We start from the raw sequence: 21633 nt of genomic DNA on the forward strand, positions 1-21633 counted from the left end.
CTCATCGCCGCCCGCGCTGCATGAACGCCGATCGCGACACCCGCGGCCGCGCGGGCGCCGCGATCGGCGCCGATGTCCCCGCGGGCTCGCGCAGCGGCATGCCGGCGATCCGGCGCGCCTCGTCGTCGAGGCGGAAGCCGCGGGCCGTGAGGCCGCACAGGGCCGCATAGGCGTAGACGCGGCAGTCGAGCGCCTCGTTGCGCGCGCTCTTCTCCTTCGTCCACTCCCGGATCGGCGAGCCGCGATGGTAGCGCTTCGTCACCTTCTCGGCGGTGAGCATGCGGAAGAACTCCAGGTCGCGACCCGCTGGGAAGTGCGAGAAGCCGGCGCCCGGCACCTCGAGGCGCAAGCGGCCGATGATCAGTTCCTTGGCCGCATCGACGCCGATGATGAACGGCCGGAACTTGCCGTCGCGGCGCTTGGGAGGCCGCGTAGGCCACACGGGCACGCCCGGCCCGCCGCGGCCCTTGATCGCCCATACGGAGCGCTCCAGGCGCTCGCGGCTGAAGGCATAGACGGTCTGCGTGTGGTGCCCGCCGCTGTCGACGCACGCGGCGCGAATCGGCATCGGCCCGTAGCGCGGATGATCGAAGGTGCGCGCGAGCTCGTGGTCGAGATCCCGCCAGACGTCCGGCCGCGCCGGGTCGCCCCACAGCTCGGTGTACTCCACCGACCACGACTCCTCGCCGCGCCCCCATCCGACGATTTCGAGGGCGAGTCGGTCGCCCTGGACGTCGACGCCCGCGACGAGCACCGCGACACCTTCGGGAAGGCGCTCGCCGAAGTCCTCCAGGCGGTCGATGAAGGCCGCGGCCTCGAGCGGCTCGTCGGCGCGATCCTCGTAAGTCTCGGCGAGCACGGTGTTGGTGAACACCTTGCGCTTGAAGCCGTCGTTTCCCGCCTCGAGGTGCTGCTTGACGCACTCGCCCCAGCTCTCGAAAGGCGAGTAGAGCGCCGAGAGGTGGAAACCCGCCGCCTTTCCGCGGCCCGGCGCGAGCGCGCGCCACTCGCCGCCGGCGAGCATGGCGGGCTTGTGGCCCTCCTCCATGATCCCGCCGCACGCGGACGCCTGGCAGACGTAGAACGCCCGTGAGGGCTCGCCCTCCGGCCAGCGCAGGCCATCCCAGGTGAGGGGCTGCATCTCGCCGCAGTGGGGGCACGGGACGAAGTAGCGCCGGCGGTCGCTCGCGTCGTAGGCGTCTTCGATGCGCGAGGCGCCCTTCTCGGTCGGCGTCGAGATCAGGAGGACCTTGCGCCGGCCGCGGAACGTCGAGGTGCGCTTCTTCGCGAGCGTCACGGGGTCGCCCTCGCCGTCCGCATCGGCCGGGAAGGCGTCCACCTCGTCGCAGACGAGGAAGCGCGCGGGGAGCGACCGGAGGCCCGTCGCCGAGTTCGCGCCGGTCATGACGAGCGACCCGCCGTCGAAATCCTTCTGCGAGACGGTGTTCCCCGGATCCTTCGCGCGGGCGGGGACGATCTTCTTGCGGATCGCCGGCGTGCCCTCGAGCAACGGATCGATGCGGATGCGGCTGTTCTTGCGCACCATGTCGAGCGATGGCCAGACGAGCAGGATCACGCCCGGCGAGTGGTCGACCCAATACCCGACCGCGTTGAGGGCGCACTCGGTGCCGCCGACCTGCGTTCCCTTCATGAACACCACCTCGTCGACGGGTGACGACGTCGACAGGGCGTCCATGATCTCGCGCAGGTAGGGGACGCGCCCGGTCCGCCACGGGCCGGGCTCGGCGGTCGTCGAGGGCATCAGCCGGTTCGCGTCCGCCCATTCCGAGACGGTGAGCTGGCGTTCGGGCGTGAGGCCCCGGCGCCACGCCGCGGCGACGAGCTGCGCGGTCTCGGCGGCGAGACCGAACGAGTCGTCCGCGCCGGCGGCGACGGCCTCGGCGAGGGCAGGGCGCGCGGTCACGACGGCAGCTCCACCGGGTTGGCGGCGAGGTTCGCGAGGTGGTCGCGGATCTCGCGATCGAGGATCGCCGCGACCGCCGAGATCTCGGCGCCGGTCTCGGCGGCGAGGAGCGGGGCGACGCGGTGCACGAAGCCGAGCCAGGAATCGCGCTCGGCGCGGGCGTAGCTCTCGACGGTCCGCAGCGTCGTGCGACGGTCCAGGAGCCGGCCCCGCATCCGCTCGGCCTTCATGCGGGCGATGTCCGCCTCGGCGGCGTCGCGCGCCGCTCGAGCGGAGCCCGCGGGGAGCCGGACAAGGCCGGACATGTCCGGCTGTCCGGGCGCGCCGGCGAGGTTCGCCCGGCGGCGGTTCGGATCGGTGTTTTCCTCGCACCAGGCGCGCCCGGCGGCGACGTTGATGCGCCCGTTCGGAAGAACGGGGAGGCCCGCCTTGACCATCTGAGAAACGCGGCCCTGAGAGACGCCGATCAGCTCGGCGAAACCTTTCTTGGACAAGGTCTCTGCGCCGTTCTGATTACCGGATTCTCCAAAGAGACTATGCGTTTGCTGCATTGGTTGAGCCCATCTAAAGCGGGTACTTTAGCGATTAAATCCACTCCGCCTAACCAGATCTCGCGAGCAGCGCGCCCGTGTGGCCTCGCCGGGGGAGGGACCCGCGAGGCGGGCGCGGCGCCTCGCCTGCCGAGGCCAGAGGCGAGCCCGGCTGTGCCGCCGCGGCGCGGCGCAGGGCCTCGGCGATCTCGGAACGCTCTTCGAAGAACCGCTCGGGGTCGCGGTGCGACGGGCTCAACCTCTCCACCCGAAGGGCGAGGGCGTCGAGGCTGTCCGGCCTCCCGGACAGCCCGGACATGGCGGGGTTCCCCCTAAAGGGGGAAACCCCCGCCGGACATGTCCGGGATGTCCGGTCAGGATGGCCCCCTGTCCGGTCACCCGGACAAACGGACATGTCCGGGGTATGTCCGGCATGTCCGGCTCGGCGCATCAGATGATCCATGCCCATTCCCCCCACGTCGCCATGCGACCCTTGCGTTGCAGCGCATCGGCGGCGCGCTTGAATGCCTTCTGTCGCGCTTCCGGCTTGTCGCTCCCGGAAATCTGTCCTTTGTAACAACGGTTTCGCCATGTCTCGACCCTCACGACGGTCACGCTACGCGGGATGTGGTCGGTAGGCGGCGGCTTCTCGCCGGCCTCGGCGAGTGCATCCTTGAGATGCCTCAACGCGATCTCTTCGGAGTCGGACAGCCGGACATGTCCGGGTCTCTGTCCGGTGTCCGGCTGGCGCTCGGATGGCACGACGACAGGGGCGGTCGTCTCCTTCCCGGTCTCGTCGTCGACCGAGAGGACTATGCTTTCGAAGGAGAACGAAAGGCGGACGTTGTCCGGCCCGTCGTTCGACTTGTCCGCCTGGATGAACCGGAGATCCCCATCCTTCGAAACCTTGAACGTCGCGTCCGCCGCGCCGAGCAAGGCACCATGTCCGCGCATGCGGTTCGGGTCGTAGTGCGGGACGTGATCGATGACGGTCACGTGCGCGCCTGTCGCGGCCTGGATGGCGGCGAGCGCGTGAACGAGCCCCATCATGTCCTGAGGCGAGTTCTCGTCGCCGCCGCCCATCACCTGCGCCTTGGTGTCGACGATGATCCAGCCGGTCGGGATGCCCGTCTCGGCGGTGAGCTGGCGAGCGGCGAGGGCGATGCGCTCGGCGTCGAGATGATCCGAGACGAGATCGATCATCCCGGACACGACGGCGAGGGGAAGATCGTCGAGGCCGTGATGCTTGCGCCAAGCGGCCATGCGGCGCTTGACGAGGCTCGCACGCTCGGCGGCGATGTAGAGTACGCCGCAGCGGCGGACCCTTCGCCCGAACCAGTCCAGGCCGGCGGCGACGTGGCACGCCGCGTCGCCGATGACGGCGGACTTCCCGCATCCCGGCGCGCCGAACCACACCGAAAGTTCGCCAGCGCCGAGAAGATCGTCGACCATCCAATCCTTGCGCGGGGCGGGATCGATGTCTCGGAACAGCTCGAGCCTGAACGGCGGCGGGTTCGGATCGAACTCGGCGCGCGGTGCGCTCCCGCCGCGCCGGGCCCGTCCGCGCAGCCGCTCGAAGGGGGACGGGTCACCCTCGGCGCGCCCGCCTACGACGAGCCGGAGCCGCCGCGGGCTCGCCTCCGCATCGTCCTCGGCGGCCGATGCGTCGATTGCGTCGGGCGCGCGGCGCGCCCACTCGGGTTCGGTTGCCGAGGGATCGCGCGAGAGATCGTCGTCGCTCATGACGCATGCCTCTGTTCGGGTTGCCAGTCCCGTTCCTCGCGCGCTGCGCTGGCGATGAGGCGCGCGAGATCGGTCGCAAGGGGTTCGTCCGCGAGGAATCCGCCGGGGGCCTCCAGCAAGGTGCGGGCGGCCGCCTCGGGGTGGATGATTGCGACGCCGCGCCCGCCGGCGCGCAGCCACGCGAGCGGCGAGGCGAAGATCGTCAGCCGGCCGCCTCGGTAGTAGGTCGCGGGGTTGAAGGCGTGCCAGGCGCCGAGAAGCGCAGCGCGGCCGAACATGGACGCGGGGCGGCCGGGATCGGCGACCCGCCATGCGACGAGATCGCAGACGGTCGCGCCGTCACGATCGAAGGTCTCGACGATCGCGCTCAGGTCGCCGTCGTCGTCGAGATCGAACCGGCCCGGGGGGTAGTAGCGCGCCGGGAGCACGGCGAGCATGCCGGCCTCATTCCCGATCGCCTGCCAGTCGAGGCCGTGCGCTCGCGCGTAGCGTGCGCCATAGAGATGCGCGCTTTCGCGCATGATCAGCTCGGCGCGCGCCTCCTGGACAAGCGTCGCGAGGCCGGGTCGCGCGGTTGGAAAACCACTCGTAACCCCTTGAAAACTCACGGCCGTTTTTCCCCTGAGTTGGCGAAAAAACGCAATTAGATCAAGGCTTCAAAGGGGCCTCTGACTCCGCTAGTCCTGGTTCGAATCCAGGTCCCCCAGCCAATCTCTTCCCCAAGCCCGATGGACCGACGTTCTCTGCGACGTCGTCGCCGCGTTTCGGCTGACGCGCGGGCGTGCCCGCGGCACGAGCGCACGGCTCGGCGGCGAGGGGCGACGCCCGAGCGGCCGGCCCCGGCCACGAGGGTGTGGGGGTCGTCGCCGCGGTGGGCGCGGGCGTCACGGCGGTGGAGCGCGGCGAGATCGAGGGGCGCGTGGTGCTGCGGACGTGAGGCGGCGCACGAGGGCGAGGCCGCCGCCGCCGCCGCCGCGTCGCGCCTCCGGTCAGCCGCCATCCTCCTCCAGCGCGCGACGCAGCCGCCGGACGAGTGCCGCCCGGGAGCGCTCGTCCGCCCGCGCCTCCATCGCGGCCGAGATGTCGAGGGTCAATCGTGCGAGATCGTTGTGCCAGTCGAGGCGGCCGAGCCGCTCGCGCGGCAGGCGCGGCGCGGGCGCCTCCTGGCGTGAGACCGCGCCCTCCAGCGTGAGCACGAAATCCTCGTCGAGCGCGGGCACGTGCACCGGCGTGCCCGGCAGGAGCGTCCGCGCCCGCTGGGCGAGTGCCGCGAGCGCGGCCTCCTCGCCGTGCACGAGGAACAGACCCTCGCGGATCGGCGCGCGCGCCGCGAGCCAGGCGGCGAGGCCGTCGGCATCGGCGTGGCCGGAATAGACGTCGAGCGTGCGGATGCGCGCCCGCACGCGCACCTCCTCGCCCATGATCCGCACCCGCGTCGCCCCGTCGGCGAGGATGCGCCCGAGCGTGCCCTGCGCCTGGAAGCCCGGGAGCAGCACGGTCGTGTCGTCGCGCCACAGCCGCGCCTTCAGGTGATGCCGGATGCGGCCGGCATCGCACATGCCGCTGCCGGCGAGCACGATGTGGAAGCTGCCGATACGGGCGATGGCCTTGCTCTCCTCCACGCCCGGCGTGAAGCGCACCATCGGCGCCCCGAGCGCCCGGACCAGCGCCGCGCCTTCGGGCATGGATTGCGCATGGCGGCCGAACACGGCGCTGGCGCGAGTCGCGAGCGGGGAATCGATGAAGATCGGCGCGCGCGGGATCGCGCCCTCGTCCATGGCGGCGACGAGATCGACGAGGAGTTCCTGCGTGCGCTCGACGGCGAAGGAGGGGATCAGGAGCACTCCGGCGGGGCGAACCGCCTCGCGCACCTCGTCCACGAGCCGGGCGCGGCGTCGCGCGGGGTCGAGCGGCGGACGAGACGTGTCGCCGTAGGTCGATTCGCAGACGACGTAGTCGAGCCCCCGCGGCCCGTCCGGGTCGGCCTGGAGGAGCTTGTCGTCCGGGCCGATGTCTCCCGAGAACAGGAGCGCGAGGCGCTCGTCGCCGTCCTCGACCAGGATCTCAGCGGACGCCGAGCCGAGGAGGTGCCCCGCGTTCCAGAACCGCAGGTGGATGCCCGGTGCGATCTCGACGAGATCGCCGTAATCCTGCGCGGTGAACTGGGCGAGCGCACGCGCGGCATCGTCGGCCGTGTAGATCGGCGTCACCGCGGGGCGTCCGCGCTGCGCGTTGCGGCGGTTGAGACGGGCGACCTCCGATTCCTGGATCGCGCCCGAATCCGGCAGCATGATCGAGGCGAGGTCCGCCGTCTCCTCCGTCGCGTGGACGCGGCCGGAGAACCCCGCCTTCACGAGCTTGGGCACGAGGCCCGAATGGTCGATGTGGGCGTGCGTGAGCACGAGCGCGTCGATCCGCGCCGGCTCGAACGGGAAGTCGCGGTAGTTCAGCTCCTTCTCCGTCTTCGAGCCCTGGAAGAGCCCGCAATCGACGAGGATGCGCGCGCGGCTCGTCTCGAGCCGGAAGCAGGAGCCGGTCACGGCGCCGGCGGCGCCGTGGAAGGTGACGCTGATGGGCAAGGTGGGCTCCCGTGACGTTCGTCGACATTGACGGCCGGGATTCGACGCCGGTCAAGTGTGGGCGCCCGGCGTCGCCCGCCGGACCGATCGCGTGACGCTCTCGCCCGAATGCGGGGCGCGTGATGCCTGCGCGCGTCGCCGGCGCGCTCAGAACAGCAGGTCGGGCAGCGTCGTCGCGACCTGTGGGAACAGCCAGACGAGGGCGACGCCCAGTGCCTGGAGGCCGATGTAGGGCGCGACGCCGCGATAGATGTCGCCCGTCCGGATCTCGGGCGGCGCCGCCCCGCGCAGGTAGAACAGCGAGAAGCCGAACGGCGGGGTGAGGAACGAGGTCTGCAGGTTGATGGCGATCAGGACCGAGAGCCAGATCGGGTCGAAGCCCATCACCAGGAGCGCCGGCGCCACGATCGGCAGGATGATCACCGAAATCTCGACGAAGTCGAGGAAGAAGCCGAGCAGGAAGATCACGGCCATCGTGAACAGCAGCGCGGCGGTCGGCCCCCCGGGCATCGCCTCGAGCAGCCCCTCGACGCGCAGGTCCCCGCCGAGGCCGCGGAAGACGAGGGTGAAGATCGTCGCGCCGACGAGGGTGGCGAAGATCATCGCCGTGACGGAGGTCGCGCCCATGGCGATGTCGCGCGTCACGCCGGCACGGGCGAGGCGGCGTACCGCCGACGCGATCCCGCCGAGCGCGACGAGACACAGGACGACGGCGACGCCGGCGAGCGCGAGATCGAGGGCGGTCGCGTCGGAGCGCTGGGGGCGGATCGTCGTCGTCGAGGCGAGCACCACGATGGCGACGATCGCGGCGATCGCCGCGTGGTAGGGCGCGCGCTCGCCGGGCTTCGAGAGGCGGATGGCGGCGAGCAGCAGCGCGCCCACCGCGCCGACCGCGGCGGCCTCCGTCGGCGTCGCGACGCCGCCGAGGATCGAGCCGAGCACGGCGACGATGAGTGCGATCGGCATCAGCAGCACGGTGGCGAAGCGCGCGAGATCGAAGGGCTGGTCGGTGGCGCGCGGCATGGCCGGGGCGATCCGCGGCTGGAACTGCGCGCGCAGGAGGATGTAGCCGAGATAGAGGACGAACAGCATCAGCCCCGGCAGGAGCGCGGCGGCGAAGGTCTCGCCGACGCTGATCGTCTCGACCGAGAACTTGCCCATCCGGAACTGCGCCTGCTGGTAGGCCGACGACATCACCTCCGAGAGGATGATCAGCATCGTCGAGGGCGGGATGATCTGCCCGAGCGTGCCGGCGGTGCAGACGGTGCCGGCCGAGAAGGCGCGGTCGTAGCCGTTGGCGAGCATCGCCGGAAGCGCGATCATCGCCATGGCGACGACGGTCGCGCCGACGATGCCGGTCGAGGCCGCGAGGAGCGCCCCCACCGCCATCACGGAGACGCCGAGCCCGCCGCGCAGGCCCCCGAACAGCCGGCCCATCTCGACGAGCAGGTCCTCCGCGAGCTTCGACTTCTCCAGGATCACGCCCATCGCGACGAACAGCGGGATGGCGATGAGGGTCTGGTTGGTGATGATCCCGAAGATGCGCTGGGCGAGCGCCCGCAGCAGCCCGAGGTCGAAGGCGCCGAGCGCATGGCCGAGATAGGCGAACAGGATCGCGACCCCGGCCAGCGTGAAGGCCACCGGGAAGCCGATCAGGATCGCGCCGCACAGGGCGGCGAACATGACGAGGTCGAGGTTGTCCGCGATCACCGGGCTGCTCCGGCGGCACTGCGGTCGGGCAGGGGGGTGCCGGTGAGCGCGAGATGGCCGGCGCGCAGGATCATCGCCACGCCCTGGAGGCCGACGACGACGCAGAAGGCGGGCACCAGCGTCTTCAGCAGGAAGGAGGCCGGAATGCCGCCGACCGAGATCGCCCCTTCGAGAACCGCCCAGGAGTTGCGCACGCTGGGCCACGAATAGTAGGCCAGCACGACGAGCGGGGGCATCAGCAGGACGAGGCCGCCGAGAAGATCCACCCACGCCTTCCCGCGGGGGCGGAGGCGGCCGTAGAACACGTCGACCCGGACGTGGCCGTCGATCAGCAGCGTGTAGCCGGCGGCGAGCATGAACAGGACCGCGTGCATGTAGAGCACGCCTTCCTGCAGCATCATGTGGCTGAAGCCGAACAGGTAGCGCAGCAGGACGACGGTGAACTGCAGGAGCACCATCGCCAGGACGAGCATGCCGACCGCCCGGCCGAGCGCGGCATTGATCCGCTCGAGGCCGTGGACGAGCGCGGCGAGACGAGAGCGGCGCGGCGCGACGTGGCTCATCGAGCGCTCCGGGGCGAGAAGGGCAGGGGGCGCCACCTCCCGCGCCGGCGACGGGGAGGCGGCGCGGATGGGCCGTCAGCTCGGATAGGAGTACTCCAGCGCGCGGGCGTTCATCTGCCCGTTGTCGGAGTAGGTCTTGTACTCGGCCATCAGGTTCCGGTAGCCGAGGAAGCTCTCGACGATGCGGCGCACGAGCTCGTCGTCGTCCTCGCGCAGCTCCGAGATCACCTCGCCGGCGGCGTTGCCCATGGCGACCATCACGTCCTGCGGCAGTTGGCGCACGACGACGTCCTGCGTCTCGACGAGCTCCTTCAGAGCCATGGCGTGCTTGGTCGTGTACTCGGTCAGCACAGGGTTGTAGAGCGACTCGCAGGCGTAGGCGACGGCCTGCTTCAGGTCGTCCGGCAGCTCCTCGTAGGCGGCGGCGTTGATGCCGCATTCCTCCGCGGAGGAGGGCTCGCCGACGCCGGGCCAGTAGTAGTTCTTGGCGACCTGGTACATGCCCAGCGCGGAATCGGACCAGGGGCCGATGAACTCGCCGGCGTCGAGCGTGCCGGCCTGCATCGCCTGGAACATCTCCGGCCCGCTCATCGCCTGCACCGCCATGCCGATGCGCGACGCCATCGCCGAGGCGATGCCGGTGGTGCGGTAGCGCAGGCCACGGAGGTCGTCGACCGAGTTGATCTCGCTGCGGAACCAGCCCGCGAATTGCGGCCCGGAATTGCCGCACAGGAAGGGCTTCAGGCCGAAGCGGGCGTACATCTCGTCATAGAGCGCCTGGCCACCACCGTGGACCATCCAGCCGATCTGCTCGTCCGCCGTCAGACCGAAGGGCTGGGAGCCGAACAGCTCGATGCCGCGGGACTTCGAGCCCCAGTAGGCCGGCACCGCGTGGTAGAGCTGCGCCGTGCCCTCGGAGACCGCGTCGAACACGCCGCGGCCCGGCACGAGTTCGCCCGCCGCGTAGAGCCGCACCGCGATGCGCCCGCCCGAGAGCGCCTCGATGCGGTCCGCCAGCATCTGCGCGGCGACGCCGGGGCCGGGCAGGTTCTTCGGCCAGGCCGTGACCATGTTCCACTGGCGCACGCCCTGGGCGATCGCTGGGGCGGCGAGGCCGGCGGCGGCCGTGCCCGCGGCGGCCGCGAGGCCGGCGTTCCTGAGGAAATCGCGTCTCTTCATCGTTCCGTCTCCCGTTGTCTCGTCGGCTGATCGGCGTCGTTCCCGCTGCCGTGTCCCGGCAGTCTTCGCGTCTCGCGGCGCGCGCGCGGCTGCCCGTCGCGCTCGACCCGCAGGCCCGTAATGTCTATACATAAGCAGCGCCGTTCGCGCCTGTCCAGCGGGCCGGCGGCGCGCGACAGGGAGAACCGATCCATGCGTGCGCTCGTCTTCGACTACGCCCTCACGCCCGATGGATGGGCGCGCGACGTCGGTGTCGACGTCGAGGGCGGCACGATCCGCGCCGTCGCGCCCGGCGCCGATTCGGGCGGGCGCGAGCGCGTCCGGGGCGTCGCGCTGCCGGGCATGCCGAACCTGCATTCGCATACCTTCCAGCGCGCGATGGCGGGGCTGTCGGAGACGCGCGGGCCGACGGACGACAGCTTCTGGACCTGGCGGAAGGTGATGTACGCCTTCCTCGGCGGCCTCGACCCGGACGACGTCGAGGCGATCGCGGCCTTCGCCTTCCTCGAGATGCTGGAGAGCGGCTTCACGGCGGTCGCGGAGTTCCACTATCTCCACCACGATCCGCAGGGGCGGCCGTACGCGGAGCGCTCCGAGCTCGCGCAGCGCGTCGTGGCCGCCGCGGCCGAGGTGGGGATCGGGCTCACGCTCCTGCCGGTGCACTACGCCCAGGGCGGCTTCGGCGCGGCGCCGCCGGAGCACGGGCAGCGCCGCTTCGTCGACGACGTCGAGGGGCTGATGCGCATCGTCGAGGGCGTGCGCCCCGCGCTCGCGGCCCTGCCGAACGCGCGGCTCGGCATCGCGCCCCATTCGCTGCGCGCGACCACGCCCGAGAGCCTCGCGGCGCTGCTTTCCGCCAACCCGGAGGGGCCGGTCCACATCCATGTCGCCGAGCAGGTGAAGGAGGTCGAGGACTGCCTCGCCTGGTCGGGCGCGCGCCCGCTCGCCTGGCTCCTCGACAACGCCCCCGTCGACGCGCGCTGGTGCCTGATCCACGCGACCCATCTCGACGCCGCCGAGCAGGCGCGGCTCGCGGCCTGCGGCGCGGTGGCGGGCCTGTGCCCGATCACCGAGGCCAATCTCGGGGACGGCGTCTTTCCCGCCGCCGAGGTGCTCGGCGCGGGCGGGCGCTTCGGGGTCGGCACGGATTCGAACGTCGAGATCTCCGCCTTCGGCGAGCTGCGCCAGCTCGAGTACGGCCAGCGTCTCACGAGGAGGGCGCGCAACGTGCTCGCCGGGGAGGCCGGCCGCTCGACCGGGCGGCGGCTGTGGGAGGGCGCGCTCGCCGGCGGCGCGCAGGCGCTCGGGCTGCCCGTCGGTGCGCTGGCGCCGGGGCTGCGGGCGGACGTCGTGACGCTCGACCTCGACCATCCCGACCTCGGCGGCCCCGTGGGCGACCGCACGCTCGACACCGCGGTGTTCTGCCTGGGCCGCGCGGCCGTGCGCGACGTGCTCGTCGGCGGCGAGCGCGTCGTCGAGAACGGACGCCACGGCGCCCGCGCGCGGGTCGCTTCGCGCTACGCCGCGCGCGTCGCCCGCCTCGCCGCCCTGGCCTGACGCGTGGACGCGCCGTCGACCCCTTCGACCCCTTCGCCCTCGCCGGCCTCGCTCAAGGCGCGAATCCGCGCCGACATCGAGCGTCGGATCCTCTCGGGGGAATGGCCGCCGGGGTATCGCCTGCCGACCGAGCGGGAGCTGACGGTCCAGTACGGCTGCGCCCGCATGACCGTGAACGGCGCGCTCGCGGCGCTCGTCGAGGCGGGCTTCATCGAGCGCCGGCGCCGGGCCGGCAGCTTCGTGCGCCGCACGCCGCTGCGCTCGGGCGCGCTCGAGATCCCCGACATCGCGGCGCAGGTGCGTGCCGGCGGCGAGGCCTACGGGCTCGAGCTGATGGAGCGCGTCGTCGGGCGCGCGACCGCGGCGGAGCGGGCGGATCTCGCGCTCCCCGCCGCCGCCCGCGTGCTGCGGCTCGCCGCCCGGCACTTCGCGGACGGCGTGCCGATCGCCTACGAGGAGCGCCTCATCCCGCTCGACGCGGTTCCCGAGGCGGAGGCGGCGGATTTCGCCCGCGAGCCGCCGGGCACCTGGCTGCTCCAGCGCGTGCCCTGGCAGGAGGCGCAGAACGTCGTCTATGCGGAGGCCGCCGACGCGCGCCTCGCCGCGCGCCTCGACGTCCCCGAGGGCGAGGCGCTCCTCGTGGTCGAGCGACGCACCTGGCGTGCCGGGCGCACGCTCACGAGCGTGCGGACCTGGCACCTCGGCTCCCGCCAGCGGGTCGTGGCGCGCTTCGGGCCGAGCGGCCCGCGCAGCGGTTGAGCGCCCGCGGCGTCCGGCGTCCGGCGCCGTTCGTCGCGCGTTCACCATGTGTGCATCCGGCGGCGGCGGCGGCGATCGCGCTTAACCCGCCCGTCAGCGGGGATGGGAAAGGATGCGGCTCCGCACCCGTGGGAGCCGTCATGCCCAAGAGCTTCTTCCGGCCGCAGGCCGTCGCCGCCGCGGATCGCCTCGACGCCCTGCCGCGCACGATGCGCGTGACGGGATCGGTGGTCCGCCTCGGGGCGGCCGGCCTCGCGGTGCTCCTCGTCGGCGGGGTCGTGGCGAGTGCGCACGTGGAGGTGCCGATCCGCGTGAAGGGTCACGGCGTCCTCGTCGACGCCACGGGCGCCCTCGTCTCGCCCGTGCTGGCGCCCGCCGCCGGCTACGTCGCACGCATCCACGTCGGCGTCGGCGACACGGTGGCCGTGGGCGATCCGCTCGCGACGCTCGCCATGCCCGACCGGGAGATCGCCATCGAGAGCGCGCGCCGCGCCCTCGGCGAGGCCGAGCGCCAGGAGCGGGAGAACGCGCGCCTGCGCGCCCTCGACGACGAGGCCGAGGCGCGCGCGCAGGTGCGTCGTGCCGAGAGCGCGCAGGAGCGCATCGCCGGCCTCGAGGAGAAGCTCGCCTGGCTGACGACGCGCGTCGAGGATCTCGCGGCGCTCGAGGGCCGGGGCTTCGCTACCCGGCAGTCGCTGATCGAGGCGCGCATCGCGCGGGAGGAGGCGGCGGAGGCGCTGCTCGACGCCCGCGCGGCGCGTACCGCCCTCGACACGGAGCGCGAGGAGGCGCAGTCGCGCCGGGCCCGGGACGCGCTCGCCGATCGCCTCGCCGTGGAGCGCGCCCGCGACGATCTCGCCGCCCGCGAGGCCGAGCGCGACCGCTACGCGACGCTCGTCGCGCCCGTCTTCGGCCGTGTGTCGGCGCTCGACGCCGCGCCCGGGGCGCTCGTCTCTCCCGGCGCGCGCCTCGTCGAGATCCTGGACGCCGCCGCCGCCGACGCGCCGCTGGAGGCGCTCGTCTTCGTCGCGATGGCCGACGGCAAGCGGCTCGCGCCGGGCGACCGCACGCTGATCGCGCCGTCCTCCCTGCCGGAGGCGAGCCGCGACCGGCTCGTCGCGCGGGTCGTCCGCGTCTCCGAGACGCCGGTGGCGCGCGAGACGCTGGAGCGGCTCCTCGGCGACGCCGATCTCGCGGCTGCCGCCGGGGCCGCCGGCCCGCCCTTCGCGGTCACGGTGGCGCTGGAGACGCGGCCGGACGGGGGCTATGCCTGGACGTCGGCGGGGGTCGACCCCGCGCCGCTCGGGCCGGGCACGCCGCTCTCCGCCGACGTCACCGTCGAGCGCACGCCGCTCCTCGCCCTGGCGCTCCCGGCGGTGAAGAAGCTCCTCGGCATGAAGCCTGACGCCTGGTCGGGGGCGCCGTCGTGAGCCGTCTCGCGAGCCGGATGCGCCCGATCCTCCAGATGGAGGCCGCCGAATGCGGGGCCGCCTGCCTCGCCATGGTGCTGGAGGCGCACGGGCGCGTGGTCGGCCTCGAGGAGGCGCGCGAGGCCTGCGGCACGTCCCGCGACGGCGTCGACGTCACGGCGCTCGTCGCCGCGGCCGGCGTCTACGGGCTCGACGTCAAGCCGCTCGCCCGCGAGCCGGAGACGCTCGCCGAGCTGCCGCTGCCCGCGATCCTGCACTGGCGCTTCAACCATTTCGTCGTCCTCGAGCGGGTGACCCGCGCGGGCTACGTCCTGCTCGACCCGGCGCTGGGGCGTCGCGTCGTCGATCGCGCGGAGATGGACCGCTCCTTCACGGGGCTCGTCCTCGCGCTCGCGCCGGGCGAACGCTTCGAGACGGGCGGCGCGCGGCCCTCGCTGCTCGCGACGCTCGCCGGCCACGCCCGCGGCTCGGGGGACGGGCTGTGGATCGTGCTCGCCTGCGGCCTGCTCGGACTCGTGCCTGCGATCGCGCTCGCGGGCGCGATCCAGGTCTTCACCGATCACGTGGTGGGGGAGGGGAGGGTCGCCTGGACGGCCGCCGTGCTCGCCGCGCTCCTCGTCGCCGCGCTGGCGCAGGCCGGCCTCGGCGCGCTGCGCGCCTGGAGCGTGGCGAACCTGAAGGCCAAGATCGGCACGGTGGTGGCGGCGCAGGGCTTCCGGCGCATGCTGACCCTGCCGCTCGCCTTCTTCGGCCAGCGCAACGCGGGCGAGCTGGTCGCCCGGCTGCGGATCGGCTCGGAGATCGGCGGCACCGTGGCGGGGCCGCTCGCGAGCCTGGTGCCCAACGTCCTCACGCTCCTTGGGCTCCTCGCCCTGGTGGCGCTCCACGACGTCGTCGTCGGCCTCGTCGTCGCCGGTGTCGCGGCGGCGTGCCTCGCCGTACTCACCACGCTCGCCCAGCGCATCGCCGAGGCGAACCGGGCGCAGCACGTGCTCGACGCCCGTGCCGGCGGCATCGGAGCGAGCGGGTTCGCCGCCTTCGAGGCCTTCCGCCTGACCGGTCGCGAGGCGCTGTTCGCGCGGCGCTGGATGGCGGCGGAGGAGGAGGCGCTCGACGCCGAGCAGCGGCTCGGCCGTGTCCGGGCGATCGCCGCGCTCGGACCGGCCGCGACGCCGCTCCTCCTCGCGATCGTCGTCCTCGTTCTCGGGGCGGACCGGGTGATGGCCGGCGACATGACGCTGGGCGCGCTCCTCGCGCTGCAGGTGCTGGCGGGCCTCGTCGCCGCGCCGCTCGCCGGCCTCGCCAGGGACCTGTGCGACCTGCAGGAGGCCGCCGGTGCCCTCGTGCGGCTGGAGGATCTGGAACGCCATCCCGCGGATCCGCTGATGGCGGCCGACGCGCCGGCGCGCCCGGCGATCGTCTCCGGAGCGCCCGCGCTGGCGTTGGAGGGGGTCGGCTTCGCCTACGGCGCGCACGCTCCCGTCTTCGCGGGCATTCGCTTCGACATCGCGCCGGGCACCCTCGTCGCGCTCACCGGTCCGTCCGGCTCCGGCAAGTCGACGCTCGCGCGCATCGCAGCCGGGCTCGTCGCACCGCATGCGGGACGCGTGCTGATCGCGGGCGTGCCCCTCGCGGACGTGCCCCGCGCGGACCTGCGCCGGCGTCTCGCCTACGTGCCCCAGACGAGCGCCGTCTTCACGGGCACGCTGGCCGAGAACGTCGCGCTCTTCGATCCCGCGATCGCGGACGAGGCGATCGTGCGCGCGCTCGAGATCGCCGGCGTCGATCGGCTGATCGCCCGCGCGGGCGGCCTGCGGGCGCCGCTCTTCGCCGAGGCGCCGCCGCTCAGCGGGGGAGAGGTGCAGCGCCTCGCGCTGGCACGCGCCCTGGTGCGACGCCCCGAGATCCTCGTTCTCGACGAGACCACGAGCGCGCTCGACCCGGTTCGCGAAGGCGAGGTGCTCGACGCGCTGCGCGAGACCGGCGCCTGCGTCCTGTGCGTCACCCACCGCCCCGGCACCCGCGCCCGCTGCGACCGCGTGATCGCGCTCGACGGGCGCGGCGGCCTCTCCGAGGTCTTCGAGCGGGCCGCCGTCCCCGCCGCGGCCGCACCCGAACCGACGAGGGCCAGCGCATGACCGCTCTCTCCGCCGCCCGCGTGCCGGCAGACGACGAGGCGGGCGACGCCGTCGCGTCGAGCGCCGGCCGCATCGAGGCCCTGCTCGGCTCCGGCGCCGTGCGTCTCTCCACCGTCCCGGACGCGCTCGGCGAGGCACTCGCCGCCGCCGCCCGCGCCGTCGGCGTGACCTTGCCGCCGCACGCGAAGCCCGCCCCCGGCGAGGTGCCCCGCGAGGCGATCGCCCGCATCGCCGCGACCTGCGGACTCGTCGCGCGTCCCGTCCCGCTGGCGGACGCCGCGGCGGGCGAGGCGGTGGCGCCGCTCCTCGCGCTCCCGCGGGAAGGCGCGGGCGTGGGCGAGGGCACCCCGGCGCTCATCCAGCGCAGGGGAGGGCGCACGACGCTGGCGGACGCGCAGAGCCGGTTTCGCCCGCGCCCCTGTAACCCGCAGGCGCTCGCGGCCTACGAGAGCGAGGCCTTCGTCCTCACCCCCGCGCTGCCGGACGCGCGCCTTCGGGTGCGTGACCTCCTGCGCTTCGGGCTTCCCCAGGCCCGCGGCGATCTCCTCGGCTTCGCCGGCGCGACGCTCGCCGCCGGCGCGGTCGCCGCGCTCCTGCCGTTGGTGACGGGGCCGCTGATCGAGGTCGTGGTTCCCGAGCGCGAGCACGGGCTGCTCGCGCAGATCGGGCTCTTCCTGGTGGTCGTCTTCGTCGCGAGCCTCGGCACGCGCTATGCCGCGGCGATCGCGAAGCTGCGCATCGACGGGCGCGTCGGGCTGATGCTGCGCATCGCAGCGATCGACCGCGCCACCCGCGTCGCCGATGCGGACGCTTTCGCCGGGCGCCCGCGCCCGCCGGCGCCGATCGCGGCGCTCTCGACGCGCTCGCTGGAGAGCTTCCACCGTGGGGTCTGGGGTCTCGTGCTCGCGCTGGCGAGCGCGATCCTGGTCGCGACGCCGAGTCTCGTCGTCCTGGCGAAGGCGACGCCAGCGGGCGCGGGGCTCGTCGCGCTGGTCTTCGCCGCCGGGCTCGCGCTCGGCGCCTGGCTCGCGCGCCGGCGCGCGCGGGCGCTCATGCACGGGCTCGTCGCCCCGCAGAGCTGGATGGCGACCGCCTACGAGGCGCTCGCCCAGGTCGACACGGTCCGCGCCGGCGCGGCCGAGGGGCGCGTGTTCGCGCGCTGGACCGACGGGTTCCTGTCGCTCCGCCACCGCTTCCTGCGCGCCGACCGGGTCGGCGTCGGCTCGACCGCGCTCGAGAGCGCCTTCGAGGGCGCGATCGTGCTCGCTGCCATCGTCGCGCTCGCGATCGCCGGCGCCCTCGCCGACGGGGCGACGACGGCCGCCTTCGTCGTCGCCGCGGGCGCCGTCGCGGGGGCGGGCTCGGCGGTGATCGGGTCCTTCGGCGAGGCGACTATGCTGGGGCTCCAGCGCCGGATGATCGCGCCGCTCCTGGAGGCGGTGCCCCCGCCGCGGCGCGCGGGCGCGGTTCTCCCCGAGCCGAGCGGGCGCATCGAGGTACGCGGTCTCGCGGCACGCCCCGCGCCCGCGGCGCCGCTCGTGCTGGAGGACGTCTCCTTCGAGATCGCGCCGGGCGAGCACGTCGGCATCGTCGGCCCGTCCGGCTCCGGCAAGTCGACGCTGGTGAAGGCGATGCTCGGCCTGATCCCGATCGAAGCGGGCGCCGTGCTCTACGACGGCGTCGATCTCGCGAGCCTCGACGCGCAGGCGCTGCGCCGCACGATCGGCATCGTCGGCCAGAGCGGCAGGCTCTTCCCCGGCACGCTCCTCGACAACGTCGCCGCCGGCCTCGACGTCTCGCCGCGGGACGCGGCGGGGGCGCTGGAGCAGGCGGGCCTCGGGGAGACGCTCGCCGCGCTGCCGCTCGGCCTCGCCACGCCGATCGGCGACGCCGGCGCGGCCTTCTCCGGCGGGCAGGTGCAACGCATCCTCCTCGCCCGTGCCTTCGTCGGGCGCCCGCGCCTCCTCGTCCTCGACGAGGCGACGAGCGCGCTCGATCCCGCCGTGCAGGCGCACGTCGCCGCCGCCGTCGACGCCATGGGCGCGAGCGTGATCGCCATCGCCCACCGTCTCGACACGCTGCGGCGGTTCCGGCGCATCCTCGTCATGGACGAGGGGCGCATCGTCGAGAGCGGGGACTGGGCCGGCCTCGCGCGTGCCGGCGGCCTGTTCGCCCGGTTGATCGCCGCGGAGGCGGGCGTACCCCGGAACCGGGTCCACGCCGACCAGCAGCGCCTGCGGGCGATGCTGGAGGGGTGAGCTTGGTTCTCCGTTAAGCATGCTCTCTCAAAGCCCGAGTATATCGAGGGTCGGCGGGAACTTTCGACAAGACGACCCGCCGGCTTAATCTCGGGGTAAGTCGGAATTCCTAGGCTTTCCGCATGCTCGACCTGGCACAGAGGGGCAGCGGAATGAACAAGATCTCACTGGACAATCTGGACGGCGCGGTCAGCCTCGACGACCTGAAGGGCGTCGCGGGTGGCGTGAAGGTGTTCTCCGACGGCGACGGCGGCTGGACCGATCCCGACGCCGGCGTCCATGCCGGGGCCTCGGGCTCCGTCGGCAACGACACGGCGGGCGCCTCCGGCTCGGTCCATGTCGGCGACGGCGTGTCCGGCCACGTCGACCACAATGGCGCGTCGGGCGCGGCGGGCGTCGAGGCGAGCGCCCACGGCGAGGCGCACGTGAACTCGCCGATCGGCAACGCGAGCGCCGAGGGCACGGTCTCGGCGGCCGCGGGCGCGTCCGGCTCGGTTCATTCCGATCACAACGAGACCTCGGCCGGCGTCAGCGCAGGTGCCACGGTCGGCGCGTCGGGCGAGGTCCATTCCACGATCGGCGACGCGAACGGCACCCATGTCGGCGACAGCGCCGGCGGCTCCGCCACGGCGGGCGCTCATGCCGAAGGCGACGCCTCGGTCCAGCACGGCCACGGCGCCTACGGCGCGGGCGGCGAGTACGGGGCGATGGCGGGCGCGGGCGCCGAGGGCCATGCGGGCGGCGAGGCCGGGATCAAGGGCGTCGGCTCGGCCGGCGGTCAGGCCGGCGGCGACGTCGGCGAGGTGGGCATCGGCGGCGAGGCGCATGCCGGCTACGCCCACCACCACCTGAATTTCGGGCTGGGCGGCGACGTCGCGCTCGGGCTCGGCATCCACTTCGACTTCCACGCCTCCATCGACACCCGGCCCTTCGAGCACGCCTGGAGCTTCATGAGCCACCACGTCGGCCCGGCGATCGCCCACGAGGCGAGCCACATCGGGCACGCCATTTCCCACGAGGCGCACCACATCGGCCACGCGATCGGCCACGAGGCGCAGCACATCGGCCACGCCATCTCCCACGAGGCCCACAAGGTCGGCCACGCCGTGAAGCACTTCTTCCACCATTGGTGAGCCGCGCCGACCCGCGCAGCCCGTTGCTCATGCGTACCTGGAGTGAATGATGACCGATCGTAATGCCGCCATCGCGACGATGGCGAAAGTCAAGGACACCCTGGTGGGCCTCGCCGCCTCCGGCGCGATGGTCTCCGGTTGGGACGACGGCCAGGCCGCCCTCCTCGGCGTGAAGGCCGAGGAGAGCGCGTCGGCCCGCATCGCGCTCGGCGAGGACACGGGCACCGCGCTCGCCTCCGCCATCGGCGAGGCCGAACTCGTGCTGATGCTCGACGTGTTCTCCCGCACGCTGGACGAGACGCGGGACGTCGGCCTCGCCTTCGCGGCCGTGATGGGCATCAAGCGCGCGGCGACCGCCGGCGTGCCCGGCGCCGACGAGGCGCTCGCCGCCGCCGAGCAGGCCTTCGCGGACGCGCTGAAGGGCGGGCTCGCCCCGCACGCGGCGCTCGCCAGCGCGTATGTCTCCGCCGCCGCCACCGCGCGGCTTTCGAGCGCGTCTACGAACTGACGACCCCGAGGGCGTTCAGCCGATCCCCGGGACCTTCCCGGGCGACAGGACGCCCGCCGGATCGAGCGCCGCTCGCAGGCGCGCGATCACGGCGGGCGTATCGCCTCGCGCCGCCGAGAGCGCAGCGCCGGTGGGCAGCGCCAGGCGGTAGGGCGGGAAGCCGTGCTCGAGGAAGCGCGCGAGGAGTGCATCGTGCGCGGCCATCGCCGCGTCGTCGGCACCGGGGCGGTCGCGGTCCCAGGCGAGGGAGACGTAGGCGTGAAGCGCCCGCGCCGACACCGCCTGGAAGCCGATCGCCGGCGCGAGCGCGGGATCGGCGGCGAGCGTCGCGACGTCCGCCTCGAGCGTCGCGACCGCCGGCCCGTCGAGGGGCACGACCGGGCACAGCCAGAGGAAGCCGCAGCCGTCCGCGTCCGGATCGCCCGGGAGATCGGGCGGGCTCGCCATGCCGGCATAGGCCGAGATCACGTTGCGCCCGTCCGAGAAGCCGGTGAGCGGCGTCTCCAGCCGGCGGCCGGCCGCGTCGCGGTCCGACTGCATGCTGCGCGCGCGCGTCACCGGCGTGAGTTCGCCCTCGACGAGCGCGAGCGCGAGCCGCATCAGCTCGGGATGGGGCGCGCTCAGGATCAGCGAGAGCGCCCAGTCGTCGGGGGCGATCGCGGCGGCGTCGGCACCGTGGCGACCGGGCAGCGAGGCGCGGCGCTTGGCGCCGTTCCACAGGGCCGCCGCGCTCGGTGCGACGAGGCCCGCGTCGATCAGGCGGCAGAGCGTGGCGAGCGCGGGTCCGAGCGCGTCCGCCGGCCCGATCTCGGCGACGAGGCTCGCGGCCCAGGGCAGCGTCGGCTGGAGCGCGATGCGGCCCGACAGCACCACGCCGAAGCCCGATTGCGAGAAGAGGCCCTCGAGCAGCGGACCCGCCGGACGGGCGTGGATCGCCGCGGCGTCACCGTGCCGATCGCCGCCGGTGGCGATACGCTCGCCCGTCGCCAGCGCGACGTCGAGGTCCCAGAGTGCGCCGAAGCGATCCCCCTGCGCACCCGCCCCCTCGCCGCGCTCCAGCGCGTTGGCGAGCACGCTCGCGTCAGGCGGCCCACCGAAACTGGGGACGTGGAAGGCGAGGCCCTCGCGCTTCAGCCGCGCCTGCAGCGCCGCGAAGGTCACTCCGGGCTCGATCCGTGCGGTGCCACGGCGCATGTCGAGGTCGAGGATGCGATCGCAGTCCCCGAGGTCGAGAACGACGGCGTCCCGCGGCGGCAGCCGCGAGCCGAGCCCCCAGGAGCGCCCGCGACTCACCGGATGGAGCGGGACGCGCGATCGTGTCGCCGCGGCGAGCAACTCGGGGACGACCGCGGTGTCCGGGGCGTGCAGGATCGCGCGCGCGCGGGCCGCCCACGGAAAGGTCGCGCGCTGCGAGGAGGCCGCGATCGCCTCGCCGCCGCGGACGCGATCGGCACCGCACAGGTCCCGCGCCGCCGCCAGGAAGCTCGCGAGGTCGCCGTCCATCCGCCCGTCTCCGCCCGCCACGTCGCCCGCAGCCTGCCAGAGCAGCGCGGGTGGCGCCAGCGGCCGCGCTTGCCCCGCGCCCGGTTTCCGTGTGAGTGAGCGGCGTGGAGCCTCCCGGA

General features: G+C 73.7%; 17 protein-coding genes. 8 read left to right on the forward strand and 9 right to left on the reverse strand.

What is annotated here, in order from left to right; translation table 11 throughout:
- Position 1: 1 nt before the first annotated feature.
- The 4 genes from AB9M23_RS17435 to AB9M23_RS17450 all read right to left on the reverse strand — a co-directional run bounded on the left by AB9M23_RS17435 (position 2) and on the right by AB9M23_RS17450 (position 4805).
- Positions 2-1924: a phage terminase large subunit family protein gene (locus AB9M23_RS17435; protein WP_372425852.1), complete on the reverse strand. Its 1923-nt coding sequence runs from the start codon at positions 1922-1924 to the stop codon at positions 2-4.
- The gene (locus AB9M23_RS17440) at positions 1921-2418 is read right to left on the reverse strand and encodes a hypothetical protein (protein ID WP_372425853.1); all 498 of its coding nucleotides are present in this window, start codon (positions 2416-2418) and stop codon (positions 1921-1923) included. The genes AB9M23_RS17435 and AB9M23_RS17440 overlap by 4 nt, the downstream gene beginning before the upstream one ends.
- A 486-nt stretch (positions 2419-2904) precedes the next feature.
- Positions 2905-4197 carry an AAA family ATPase gene (locus AB9M23_RS17445; RefSeq protein WP_372425854.1) on the reverse strand — a complete coding sequence of 431 codons (1293 nt, stop codon included), beginning with the start codon at positions 4195-4197 and terminating at the stop codon, positions 2905-2907.
- Positions 4194-4805, reverse strand: a complete 612-nt coding sequence (locus tag AB9M23_RS17450) for a hypothetical protein (RefSeq protein WP_372425855.1) — start codon at positions 4803-4805, stop codon at positions 4194-4196. The genes AB9M23_RS17445 and AB9M23_RS17450 overlap by 4 nt, the downstream gene beginning before the upstream one ends.
- Positions 4806-4978: 173 nt before the next feature.
- Here AB9M23_RS17450 and AB9M23_RS17455 point away from each other — a divergent pair, with 173 nt between their 5' ends.
- Positions 4979-5134 (forward strand): hypothetical protein, encoded by a 156-nt coding sequence (locus AB9M23_RS17455; protein WP_372425856.1) that lies wholly within the window; start codon positions 4979-4981, stop codon positions 5132-5134.
- A 52-nt stretch (positions 5135-5186) separates the two neighbouring features.
- On the opposite strand, the gene AB9M23_RS17460 is transcribed toward AB9M23_RS17455, so the two are convergent.
- From AB9M23_RS17460 to AB9M23_RS17475, 4 genes are all read right to left on the reverse strand, one after another.
- The gene (locus tag AB9M23_RS17460) at positions 5187-6776 is read right to left on the reverse strand and encodes an MBL fold metallo-hydrolase RNA specificity domain-containing protein (protein WP_372425857.1); all 1590 of its coding nucleotides are present in this window, start codon (positions 6774-6776) and stop codon (positions 5187-5189) included.
- Positions 6777-6923: 147 nt separating this feature from the next.
- Positions 6924-8459 (reverse strand): TRAP transporter large permease, encoded by a 1536-nt coding sequence (locus AB9M23_RS17465; protein ID WP_372425868.1) that lies wholly within the window; start codon positions 8457-8459, stop codon positions 6924-6926.
- 23 nt (positions 8460-8482) lie between these two features.
- Complete coding sequence (locus AB9M23_RS17470) at positions 8483-9049, reverse strand: TRAP transporter small permease subunit (RefSeq protein ID WP_372425858.1); 567 nt, start codon at positions 9047-9049, stop codon at positions 8483-8485.
- Positions 9050-9124: 75 nt separating this feature from the next.
- Positions 9125-10228: a TRAP transporter substrate-binding protein gene (locus AB9M23_RS17475; RefSeq protein WP_372425859.1), complete on the reverse strand. Its 1104-nt coding sequence runs from the start codon at positions 10226-10228 to the stop codon at positions 9125-9127.
- Positions 10229-10420: 192 nt separating this feature from the next.
- On the opposite strand from AB9M23_RS17475, the gene AB9M23_RS17480 reads away from it, so the two are divergent.
- The 7 genes from AB9M23_RS17480 (at position 10421) to AB9M23_RS17510 (ending at position 20011) form a co-directional block, all read left to right on the forward strand.
- Positions 10421-11785 (forward strand): formimidoylglutamate deiminase, encoded by a 1365-nt coding sequence (locus AB9M23_RS17480; RefSeq protein ID WP_372425860.1) that lies wholly within the window; start codon positions 10421-10423, stop codon positions 11783-11785.
- Positions 11786-11788: 3 nt separating this feature from the next.
- Positions 11789-12544: a histidine utilization transcriptional repressor HutC gene (hutC, locus tag AB9M23_RS17485; RefSeq protein ID WP_372425861.1), complete on the forward strand. Its 756-nt coding sequence runs from the start codon at positions 11789-11791 to the stop codon at positions 12542-12544.
- 140 nt (positions 12545-12684) lie between these two features.
- Positions 12685-13974, forward strand: a complete 1290-nt coding sequence (locus AB9M23_RS17490) for an NHLP bacteriocin system secretion protein (RefSeq protein WP_372425862.1) — start codon at positions 12685-12687, stop codon at positions 13972-13974.
- Entirely contained in the window at positions 13971-16112 is a 2142-nt protein-coding gene (locus tag AB9M23_RS17495; protein WP_372425863.1) for a cysteine peptidase family C39 domain-containing protein, read from the forward strand. Before AB9M23_RS17490 ends, AB9M23_RS17495 begins: the two co-directional genes overlap by 4 nt.
- Positions 16109-18370 carry an ATP-binding cassette domain-containing protein gene (locus AB9M23_RS17500; RefSeq protein ID WP_372425864.1) on the forward strand — a complete coding sequence of 754 codons (2262 nt, stop codon included), beginning with the start codon at positions 16109-16111 and terminating at the stop codon, positions 18368-18370. Before AB9M23_RS17495 ends, AB9M23_RS17500 begins: the two co-directional genes overlap by 4 nt.
- Positions 18371-18522: 152 nt before the next feature.
- Positions 18523-19503, forward strand: coding sequence for a hypothetical protein (locus AB9M23_RS17505; RefSeq protein ID WP_372425865.1), 981 nt, complete (start codon positions 18523-18525; stop codon positions 19501-19503).
- Between the two features lie 49 nt (positions 19504-19552).
- A complete protein-coding gene (locus tag AB9M23_RS17510; RefSeq protein WP_372425866.1) occupies positions 19553-20011 on the forward strand; it encodes a hypothetical protein in 459 nt (152 codons plus the stop codon).
- 15 nt (positions 20012-20026) lie between these two features.
- On the opposite strand, the gene AB9M23_RS17515 is transcribed toward AB9M23_RS17510, so the two are convergent.
- The gene (locus AB9M23_RS17515) at positions 20027-21514 is read right to left on the reverse strand and encodes an FAD-binding oxidoreductase (RefSeq protein ID WP_372425867.1); all 1488 of its coding nucleotides are present in this window, start codon (positions 21512-21514) and stop codon (positions 20027-20029) included.
- Between the last annotated feature and the right edge of the window lie 119 nt (positions 21515-21633).

It is taken from the genome of Salinarimonas chemoclinalis, assembly GCF_041514305.1.
GTDB lineage: Bacteria > Pseudomonadota > Alphaproteobacteria > Rhizobiales > Beijerinckiaceae > Salinarimonas > Salinarimonas chemoclinalis.